The sequence below is a fragment of the Mycobacteriales bacterium genome (assembly GCA_030697205.1).
In the GTDB taxonomy this organism is placed as follows: Bacteria; Actinomycetota; Actinomycetes; order Mycobacteriales; family SCTD01; genus JAUYQP01.
Genome location: JAUYQP010000039.1, coordinates 21,844 through 30,833 on the forward strand (window position 1 = coordinate 21,844; position 8,990 = coordinate 30,833).

Here is an 8,990-nt window from a genome sequence, read left to right on the forward strand (position 1 = left end):
GACGGGCCTACCGTTGACCCGTGGGCCTCTACGACGACGTCTACGCCGCGCTGCACGCAGCCGGCGTGCGCTTCGTCGTGGTGGGCGGGACCGCCGTCGTCCATCACGGCCATGTGCGCCTCACGGTCGACCTGGACCTCGTCGTGGACCTCGCAGTGGACAACGCGCGCGAGGCCGTGCGGGCGCTCACCGGTGTGGGCCTGCGTCCCTTGCTCCCGGTCGACCCGGTGGACTTCGCAGACCCCGCCATCCGCACCGACTGGGTCGACAACCGCAACCTCATGGTCTTCACGTTCTTCGACCCCGCGTCCGTGACCCGCCGGGTCGACGTGTTCGCCATCTACCCCGTGCCCTTCGAGGCGTTGCACGACGCTGCCGTCGAAGCGACGATGGGAGGCGTGCCCGTCAAGCTCGCGTCCCGTCAGGACCTCCTCGTCATGAAGCGCGCGGCCGGGCGCCCCCAGGACCTCCTCGACATCGAAGCCCTCGAGGCCCTGCCGGACACGCGCGCATGACCTCCGCGACTGCGGACGGCTGGGAGGCCGCCACCTTCGAAGGCGCTGTGACCGCACAGCGCCTCGCCCTCGCGGCGCTCACCCCACAGGAACGTCTCGCGTGGCTCGACGACGCGGTGCACGCGGTGGCGGCGCAGGGGGCGCTGTCCGCGCTGCGCGAGCGTGAGCGCCGATGCGCTCTCGAGGCATGGGCGGCGACCGACCCCGACCGCGTCAGCTGAGCTCGCGGGCCCAGGGCGGGTCGGCGCCGGCGCGGCCGACGGTGACGGCCGCGACCTTCGCGGCGAGCGCCATCGCGTGCTGCACGTGGTCGTGTCGTGCGAGCGACGACACCAAGCCGCTCATGAAGGAGTCGCCCGCACCGACGGTGTCGACGACCGCGACCGCGTCGCCGTCGGGTCGCACGGTGGTGGCGCCCTCACCGGACTCCCCCCAGCAGGTCGCCCCGCGGGCGCCCTCTGTCACGACCACCCGGCGCGCCCCGAGCCGTTGCCAGTGCGAGGCCAGCTCGTGCAGCTCGACCCCCGGCGCCAGCCAGGCGGCGTCCTCGTCGGACAGCTTCACCAGGTCGCAGTGCGGCACCAGTTGCTCGACCAGCTCTCGGGTCTGCTCCGCCGCAGGCATCAGCGCCGGCCGGCAGTTGACGTCGTAGCTGACCGGACCACGCCAGCCGGCCGCGATCCGGCGTACGACCGTGGCCCCTGGCTCCAGCGTCGCGGCGACCGAGCCCACGTGCAGCCAGTCCGCCGGGCCCGGGTCGAGGTCGTCGGGAAGGGACCAGAGCAGGTCGAAGGAGTACGCCGCGACGCCCGCCGCGTCGAGGGTCGCGACGGCGGTGGACGTCCGCGTCAGTGGGGCCGCGACGACCTCGACGCCGGAGGCCTCGAGGTGCGCGCGGACCAGCGCGCCGGCGTCGTCGTCGCCGAGCGCGGTGAGCAGCCGCACCGGGTGACCGAGCCGGCCGAGGCCGACCGCGACGTTGGCCGGGCTGCCGCCGGGGTGCTCGGTCTGCGTCCCGTCGACGGCGACCACGACGTCGACCAGGGCCTCCCCGACGACGACCACCGCCGGCCAGCGCACGTCACCCGTCACGTGCGCAGTCTGACCCACCGCCCGACGGTGCACGGCACCGCGAGGCACACTGGTGGCATGACAGCGCTGGAGCCAGAGCGGACCCTGCCCGACGACGTCCGCACCGCCCGCATCGGCGCGCTCGAGATCGCCTACGAGGCCTACGGCGACCCGGCCGACCCGGCGGTGCTGCTGGTGATGGGCCTCGGGACGCAGATGATCGCCTGGCCCGACGCGCTGGTCGCCGACCTCGTCGCGGCAGGACGCTACGTCGTGCGCTTCGACAACCGCGACTGCGGCCTGTCGACGCACCTCGACGGGGTCACGGCCCCGGACCCCCTCAAGGTCCTCGCGCGGCGGGCGAAGGCGCCGTACTCCATCGAGGACATGGCACAGGACGCCCTCGGGCTGATGGATGCCATCGGCCTGGAGACCGCTGACGTCGTGGGTGCGTCGATGGGCGGCTACATCGCGCAGGCGCTGGCGCTGCTCGCTCCCGAGCGGGTCCGCTCGCTCACCCTGATCATGACCTCGACGGGCGGTCGGCTCGTCGGTAGGCCGCGCGCGCAGGTGCTGCCGCAGCTGTTGCGTCGGCGCCCGGTGAAGGACCGCGAGGAGGCCGTGCAGCGGGTGCTCGACACCTACCGGCTCATCGGCAGCAAGGGCTTCCCGCGCGACGAGGACTACCTGCGCGACCTCGCCGGGCGCAGCCTCGACCGCGGATACCAGCCCGCCGGCTACCTCCGCCAGCTCGCCGCCTGCCTCACCCAGCCGGACCGCTCCGCCAAGCTGCGGCTGCTCACGATCCCGACCCTCGTCGTGCACGGCCTGCACGACCCGCTCGTCGGGCCGAGCGGGGGCCTCGCGCTCGCGCGCACGATCCGCAACGCGCGCTTCGTCGGCTACGCCGGCATGGGCCACGACCTGCCGCGCGCGATCTGGGACGACCTCGCCCGCGACGTGCTCGCCGTGTCCGCGAAGGGCCTGGAGAAGGCCTAGCCGCCACCTCGTCACCCGTAAGGGGGACATCGAGCTCGGCCGTGCGGCCGACGAACCCGATATGACCCACCTTGCTGCGTGCGCCGCGCGCACCCTCACCTCGCTGTCCGGCCGGCGGACCGTCCTCGTCGTCGACGACGAGGAGTCAGTGCGCGAGCTGCTCGCAGTCGTGCTCACCCTCGAGGGGCACCAGGTCGTGCAGGCGGCCGACGGGCCCACGGCGCTGGCGCTCGCAGCGACCGTGCGACCCGACCTCGTCGTGCTCGACGTGATGATGCCGGGCATGGACGGCTGGGAGGTCGCGGCCCGGCTGGCGGCCCATCCCGCGACCGCCGGAGTCCCGCGCATGGTCGTCTCAGGCAAGCCGCTCGGCGAGCTGGAGGGTGCCGTCGGCCGCGACCTGGTCGCGACCGTGCTCACCAAGCCGTTCGACTTCGTGGTGTTCGTCGATCAGGTGCGCACGCTGCTCGACTCGGCGTGCGTGCCGGCGCCCCGGTCTGCAGCGGCCGACGCGGTGCCGTCCGCGGCGCAGGCCTAGCGGTCAGACCGCGGGCTTGGCGTCGGCGATCTCGCGCAGGACGTTCTTGGCGACCTTGTCGAGGGTGGCGCGAGGCAGCTCCTCGACGACGTAGACCGCGCGGGGCACCTTGAAGTCGGCCAGGACAGCGGCGCAGGCCGCGATGACGGTCCTCTCGAACACCCCGTCGTCGGGCTCCGCACCGGGTGCCTTGATGACGAAGGCGACCGGCACCATCGACAGCCACTCGTGGGCCTTGCCGACGACGGCGATCTCGGCGATGCCGGGCGCGGTGCGGCAGGCGTCCTCGACCTCGCGGGCGCTGACGTTCTCGCCGCCGACCTTGAGGACGTCGGAGTCGCGGTCGGTGTAGACGACGTTGCCGCCCTCGACGACCTTCACCATGTCGCCGGTCGTGAACCAGCCGTCGTCGGTGAACGACGACGCGTTGGCCTCGGGGTTGTCGAAGTACTCGAGGAACAGCTGGATCCCGCGGGTGCCGCGCACCCACAGCTCGCCGGTCTCGCCGGGGGCGACGAGCTCGCCGGACTCCTTGTCCACGACGAGCAGCTCGTAGCCCGGCGTGGGGTGGCCCATCGACAGCCGGGGCCAGCCCTCCTGCGGGCGACCCGTGATCGCGTGCGTCACGGTCTCGGTCATGCCGTAGGCGGCGTAGACCTTCAGGCCCAGCCAGGCGTCGAGCTCGGGCATGACCATGCCGAAGACGCCGACCCGGATCGTGTGCTCCTTCGGCGTCTCGGGCAGCTGGAACGCCGCGAAGACGAAGGGCATGAGCGAGATGTGCGTGATCGCGTGCTTCTGGACGACCGGCCAGAACCCCGACGTCGACCACTTCGGGGTCAGGACCGCAGTCGCGCCGACACCGAGCACCGACCACATTGTCCAGGACTGCGCGTTGACGTGGAAGAACGGCAGGTAGATCAGGTAGGTGTCGTCACGGTTGAGGTCGATGTTGCGCGGCCCGATCCGGCCGGCCCAGATCGCGTTGCCGTGCGTGTGCACGACCGCCTTCGGCTTCGACGTCGTCCCGCTGGTGAACAGGATCCCGGCGGGCAGCATGGGGTCGGCCTCGCGCACGGGCGCGTCGGCCTCCTCGCCGTAGAGCTCCTCGAGGGAGTCGGTCGTGACGATCCACCGCAGGGACGGACCGGCCTCGCGCACGAGGTCGGCGTACGCCGGTTGGGTGATCGCCGCGACGCACCTCGCCTTGTCGAGGAAGAAGCCGACCTCGGCCGCCACCGAGCGGGTGTTGGTGGTGACGCCGATGGCGCCGACCCAGGCGCAGGCGTACCAGGCGAGGACCATCTCCGGGCAGTTGTCGGAGTGGATAGCCACGGTGTCCCCGACCCCGATGCCACGGGCCGAGAGACCAGCCGCGAGCCGCTTGACGTCGACGAGGAACTCGCCGTAGGTCCAGGTGCGGCCCTCTCCCTCGCGCGGCTCCCAGACCAGAAGTGGCTTGTCCGGCTGGATCGCGGCCCAGTGGGTCAGCAGCCAGGGCACGTCCTGGCCCTGCAACTGGAACGCGGCGACGGCGTCACGGTCGGCGGGTGCGGGCACGAGGGACCTCCAGGCTCGATGGCCGGGAACTGTAACGCGTTCTACCAACTGAGGGAGGTCCGTCTCCGGGCGGTCGGGCGGGGCGTCATCCCGCCAGGGCGCGGAGGGCGCGCACGCGCGCCAGGCGTCCCACTCTGACTAGTGCTGCGCGGCGTGCAGCGCGGTGTGCTGCAGGTAGACCTCGGCGTTGGCGCGCAGCATCGTGACCTCGTCGTCGGACAGCTCCCGGCGCACCTTGCCCGGGACCCCCGCGACGAGCGAGCGCGGCGGGATGACGGTTCCCTCGGTGACGACCGCGCCCGCGCCGACGAGCGAACCGGCGCCGATGACCGCGCGGTTCATCACGACCGCGCCCATCCCGATGAGGCAGCCGTCCTCGATGACGCACCCGTGCACGACCGCCCGGTGCCCGATCGACACGTCGTCGCCGACCTGCAGGTGCAGGCTCGGGTCGGTGTGCAGGACGCAGCCGTCCTGGACGTTGGTGCGCGCACCGATGGTGATGCGGTCACCGTCACCGCGGATGACGGTGGAGTACCAGACGCTGGACTGCGCACCGACCGTCACGCTGCCGACGAGGGTGGCGGTGGGGGCGATCCAGGCGGTGGGGTCGACAACGGGGACGCGGTCACCCAATGAGATCAGCGGCACCCGCCCACCCTAGTGACGGACTACCCGAGGGTCAGCGACGCACGGACCTCGACGGCGTCTCGCACCTTCAGCGCACCGAGCATCCCGGTGTAGGGCTTGATCCCGAAGGCCGACTGCACGACCTCGCCGGTGACGGTGACGCTGGTGCCACCCGCGGCGACGACGACGTCCACCGACTGCGGTTCCGTCCGGCCGGCCAGCGCTGCCGTCCCGGCGACCCTCGTGCGGCCCTCGCCGACCGACAGCCCGTCGGCCTCGAAGACGAGCTGGGGGTGCTGCGCGGCCTGGAGGCTCTCGAGGGCGTTGGCGAGGATCGTGCGGCGGTCCTTGTCCGACAGCGGCTTGAGCCCACCGTCGCCGCGCACGACCTCCAGCGAGGAGAGGTCCGCCACGACCCGCACCGCCGTGGCGCGCCCGTCGCTGCCGGTCGTCACCTCGGCGTTCCATCGGCCGACCCGCAGCGTCAGGTCGTGGCCGACCCTGCTCGCGACCCCCTCCCGGCCGGTGTGCAGGGTGAGGTCGCCGCTGCTGTGGTCAAGGGTCGTCGGGGAGGGCATGCCCGGTCTTCGGCCACCGGGGCTGGGAGGTTCAGCCGACGCTCAGCGCGACGCTCGGGGCGGGGGCCGCTGACCGACCCGGGTGGCCGCGTCGCGTCGGCGTCGGTGCTCGGGACCGGGCGACGGCGCCCTACGCTGCGGATTCATGGCCGACCTCACTGCGCTCGGGGACGAGGCGGGCTGGCGGTGCTGGCTCTGCGACGACGAGGTGCCGCGGCAGGCCAAGGCCAACGACCCGAACCAGCCGGTGGCCGACCAGGTCGCGCCGGCCGCCAAGGGCGACCGCGGCCGTGGTGTCGTGCGCCTGGCCCACAAGCGCTGCAACGACCTGCGCAAGGGCCGGCCACCCAGCATCGCGTGGCCGGAGCGGTTCTGCGTCGCCGACGCCCCCGAGCTGCTGCAGTCCCTCGTCCGGCTCGACAAGCGCAAGAGCCCCGGCGGCGAGGTCGTCGCGATGTGCGCCGGCCCGGCCGACGCCGAGGCGGCCGCGGCCTGGGTCGTCCCCCTCGCCACGACGCTGTTCCCCGGTGACTGGGAGGCCAGCTGCGCACCGCTCGGCCGACTGACCGCCGTGCGGCTCACCCGTCGGTAGCAGTCCACGGAGCGATGAACCGCGCCGCCGGCGCCGGTGGTGAAGGGCTGCTGTCGCCAGACGCCGTGCTCGTCGCCGTCGGTGTCGTCGAAACACCAGACCCACTCGCCGTCCGGCGACAGCGCCCCGTCGGACCTGCCGTTCTCGCGGTCGGTGACCTGGCGGTGCTCGCCGGTGGACCGTTCCCAGGCGTAGAGCTCGAACGTGCGGGTGGGGTTGGAGGGCAAGCGGCGCGCGCGACGGCTTCAGCACGTCATCGGATGCGCCGAGTCATCAACAATGGTGCGCCGTGCCCTTTCCAGCCTGACTGTCCGCTTCGCGGTCGTCTCGGGCGTCCTGGTCGCACTCCTCGGCCTCGTCCTGCAGCTGGTGCTCGGCGGGATGATCGAGCGTCGCGCGCTCGCGGACGCCAAGCAGTCCGCGGCCTTCGTCACGGACCTGGTGGTGTCGCCGGTGCTGGCGGGCGACGACCTGTTCGACGGCCTGTCCGAACAGAGTCGTCAGAAGCTCGACGTCGTGGTCGCCACCGGTCTCCGGGAGCAGACGCTGCGCCGGATCAAGCTGTTCGATGCGCAGGGGACGCTCGTCTTCTCCGACGACCCGAAGCAGCTCGGCCGTCGCGTCACCGGCGGCCCGGTCGGCAGCGCCCTCGCCGGTAGCGTCGGAAGCGACTTCGCCGACACGGACCGCGCTGACCACGCCGGGGAACGGGGACTCGGGAGCCTGCTGGAGGTCTTCGCGCCCGTGCACGCGCCCGACGGACAGGTCATCGCCGTCGCCGAGCTCTACGTGCCGTACGACGGCGTTGCCGCCGGCATCGCCCGGGACGGGCGCCAGCTGCTCCTGCTCCTGCTCGGCGGGCTGGGGTTGCTGTGGGTCGTGCTCTACCGGTTGGTCGCCCGCGCGGCACGGCAGCTGCAGGCGCAGGTGGCCCGCAACGAGCACCAGGCGATGCACGACGCGCTCACCGGGCTCCCCAACCGCACCCTGCTGTTCGACCGGGCGGAGCGGGCGCTCGCGCGGGACCGCCGAGAGCAGCGGAGCACCGCAGTGCTGCTGCTCGACCTGGACCGCTTCAAGGAGGTGAACGACACCCTCGGGCACCACAACGGTGACCGCCTGCTCTGCGAGGTCGCCGTCCGCCTGCAGTCCCACCTGCGCGCCGCAGACTCGCTGGCGCGGCTCGGCGGGGACGAGTTCGCGGTGCTGCTCCCGGGCACCGACGAGGCCGGAGCCCGGGTACTGGCTGACCGACTCACGGCGTCGCTGCACGAGCCGGTGGACCTGGACGGCCTGGCGATCGCCGTCGGGGCGAGCATCGGCATCGCCGTGTCACCCGACCACGGGGCCGACGCTGAGCTGCTGCTCCAGCGCGCGGACGTCGCGATGTACGCCGCCAAGCAGGGGGCAGGCCACGTGAGCACCTACAGCGCGACCACCGACACCTACAGCCCGGACCGGCTCGCCCTTCTCGCCGAGCTGCGCCGGGCCATCGCCGAGGGCGAGATGCGGCTGCACTTCCAGCCCAAGAGCGATGTGTCCACAGGAGCCCTGGTCGGCTTCGAGGCCCTGTGCCGCTGGCAGCACCCCACCAGGGGCATCCTTGCCCCGGACGTCTTCATCCCGCTGGCCGAGAACAGCGGCCTGATCTCCGAGCTGACCCCGTGGGTCCTCGAGCACGCCCTGCGCGCCGCCCGCTCCTGGGGGGACCCGTCGCTGTCCATCGCCATCAACATCTCCGTCCGCAACCTCGTCGACGACACGTTCCCCGAGGTCGTCGCCCGCGTGCTCGCGGATAGCGGTGTCGCCCCCGACAAGGTGGTCCTCGAGATCACGGAGAGCTCGCTGATGAGCGACCCGGAGACCTCGCTCGGGGTGCTGCGGCGGCTGAAGGCACTCGGCGTGCGCCTGGCGGTCGATGACTACGGCAGCGGCTACTCCTCGCTGGCCTACCTGCAGCAGCTGCCGGTGGACGAGCTCAAGATCGACCGCGGTTTCGTGCGCGACATCGCGGTGCGGGATCAGGACAGGGCGATCGTCCGCAGCACCGTGGAGCTCGGCAGGAGCCTGGGGCTCGTCGTCGTGGCCGAGGGCGTCGAGGACGCCGAGGCATGGAGCGCCCTGGAAGGCGTCTCCTGCGACCAGCTGCAGGGCTACTTCCTGGCACGGCCGCTGCCGGAGAGCGAGGTCGCGGTCTGGATCGAGGAGTACGTGAGCCGGCCGGCGAGACTCCCCGTGCAGCCGGCGCTCGCCCCGCGCTGATCCGCCCCGAGCAGCAGCGAAGGGCACCGGCCACGAGTGCCGATGCCCTGACCGAAGCCGTAGGGGACTGCAGGCGGTGCTTCGGCCCGCGGCGACGGCCGGCGACCTAGTGGTCCGCGTCTGAAGTTGTCTTACGGACGGCGTGGGTGAGGATCTCGTCGGCGGTCTTGGTCCAGGTGAAGGGGTGGCAGCGGTCGTTCCAGCCTTCGATGAACCGGCTGATCGCGGAGACGAGTTCCTTGACG

At 72.4% G+C, this 8,990-nt stretch carries 11 protein-coding genes; 6 read left to right on the plus strand and 5 right to left on the minus strand.

Annotated elements, in window-relative coordinates:
* The first annotated feature begins 20 nt into the window (after positions 1–20).
* Positions 21–515, plus strand: coding sequence for a hypothetical protein (locus Q8R60_12120; protein MDP3713214.1), 495 nt, complete (start codon positions 21–23; stop codon positions 513–515).
* Entirely contained in the window at positions 512–736 is a 225-nt protein-coding gene (locus Q8R60_12125; protein ID MDP3713215.1) for a hypothetical protein, read from the plus strand. The genes Q8R60_12120 and Q8R60_12125 overlap by 4 nt, the downstream gene beginning before the upstream one ends.
* Here the strand turns inward: Q8R60_12125 and Q8R60_12130 are convergent.
* Positions 729–1,625, minus strand: coding sequence for a carbohydrate kinase (locus tag Q8R60_12130; GenBank protein MDP3713216.1), 897 nt, complete (start codon positions 1,623–1,625; stop codon positions 729–731). The genes Q8R60_12125 and Q8R60_12130 overlap by 8 nt on opposite strands.
* A gap of 39 nt (positions 1,626–1,664) precedes the next feature.
* Here Q8R60_12130 and Q8R60_12135 point away from each other — a divergent pair, with 39 nt between their 5' ends.
* A complete protein-coding gene (locus Q8R60_12135; protein ID MDP3713217.1) occupies positions 1,665–2,585 on the plus strand; it encodes an alpha/beta hydrolase in 921 nt (306 codons plus the stop codon).
* A gap of 61 nt (positions 2,586–2,646) precedes the next feature.
* On the plus strand, positions 2,647–3,123 hold the full coding sequence (locus Q8R60_12140) for a response regulator (protein ID MDP3713218.1): 477 nt from the start codon (positions 2,647–2,649) through the stop codon (positions 3,121–3,123).
* Between the two features lie 3 nt (positions 3,124–3,126).
* On the opposite strand, the gene Q8R60_12145 is transcribed toward Q8R60_12140, so the two are convergent.
* The 3 genes from Q8R60_12145 to Q8R60_12155 all read right to left on the minus strand — a co-directional run bounded on the left by Q8R60_12145 (position 3,127) and on the right by Q8R60_12155 (position 5,891).
* The gene (locus tag Q8R60_12145; protein ID MDP3713219.1) at positions 3,127–4,683 is read right to left on the minus strand and encodes a class I adenylate-forming enzyme family protein; all 1,557 of its coding nucleotides are present in this window, start codon (positions 4,681–4,683) and stop codon (positions 3,127–3,129) included.
* 138 nt (positions 4,684–4,821) lie between these two features.
* The gene (locus tag Q8R60_12150) at positions 4,822–5,334 is read right to left on the minus strand and encodes a gamma carbonic anhydrase family protein (GenBank protein MDP3713220.1); all 513 of its coding nucleotides are present in this window, start codon (positions 5,332–5,334) and stop codon (positions 4,822–4,824) included.
* Between the two features lie 20 nt (positions 5,335–5,354).
* Positions 5,355–5,891 carry a YceI family protein gene (locus Q8R60_12155; protein ID MDP3713221.1) on the minus strand — a complete coding sequence of 179 codons (537 nt, stop codon included), beginning with the start codon at positions 5,889–5,891 and terminating at the stop codon, positions 5,355–5,357.
* Between the two features lie 145 nt (positions 5,892–6,036).
* Between Q8R60_12155 and Q8R60_12160 the strand changes: the two genes are divergently transcribed.
* Positions 6,037–6,483, plus strand: a complete 447-nt coding sequence (locus Q8R60_12160; GenBank protein MDP3713222.1) for a hypothetical protein — start codon at positions 6,037–6,039, stop codon at positions 6,481–6,483.
* 279 nt (positions 6,484–6,762) lie between these two features.
* Positions 6,763–8,745, plus strand: a complete 1,983-nt coding sequence (locus Q8R60_12165; GenBank protein ID MDP3713223.1) for an EAL domain-containing protein — start codon at positions 6,763–6,765, stop codon at positions 8,743–8,745.
* Between the two features lie 106 nt (positions 8,746–8,851).
* Here the strand turns inward: Q8R60_12165 and Q8R60_12170 are convergent.
* The coding region (locus Q8R60_12170) for an IS630 family transposase (protein MDP3713224.1) at positions 8,852–8,990 on the minus strand (139 nt) is incomplete at its 5' end.

What these genes read in the sequence shown, in the direction of transcription:
- Q8R60_12125 (MDP3713215.1), top strand. Translation starts at nt 512, where the DNA reads ATGACCTCCGCGACTGCGGACGGCTGGGAGGCCGCCACCTTCGAAGGC.
- Q8R60_12135 (MDP3713217.1), top strand. Translation starts at nt 1,665, where the DNA reads ATGACAGCGCTGGAGCCAGAGCGGACCCTGCCCGACGACGTCCGCACC.
- Q8R60_12140 (MDP3713218.1), top strand. Translation starts at nt 2,647, where the DNA reads ATGACCCACCTTGCTGCGTGCGCCGCGCGCACCCTCACCTCGCTGTCC.
- Q8R60_12155 (MDP3713221.1), bottom strand. Translation starts at nt 5,891, where the DNA reads ATGCCCTCCCCGACGACCCTTGACCACAGCAGCGGCGACCTCACCCTG.
- Q8R60_12160 (MDP3713222.1), top strand. Translation starts at nt 6,037, where the DNA reads ATGGCCGACCTCACTGCGCTCGGGGACGAGGCGGGCTGGCGGTGCTGG.
- Q8R60_12165 (MDP3713223.1), top strand. Translation starts at nt 6,763, where the DNA reads ATGGTGCGCCGTGCCCTTTCCAGCCTGACTGTCCGCTTCGCGGTCGTC.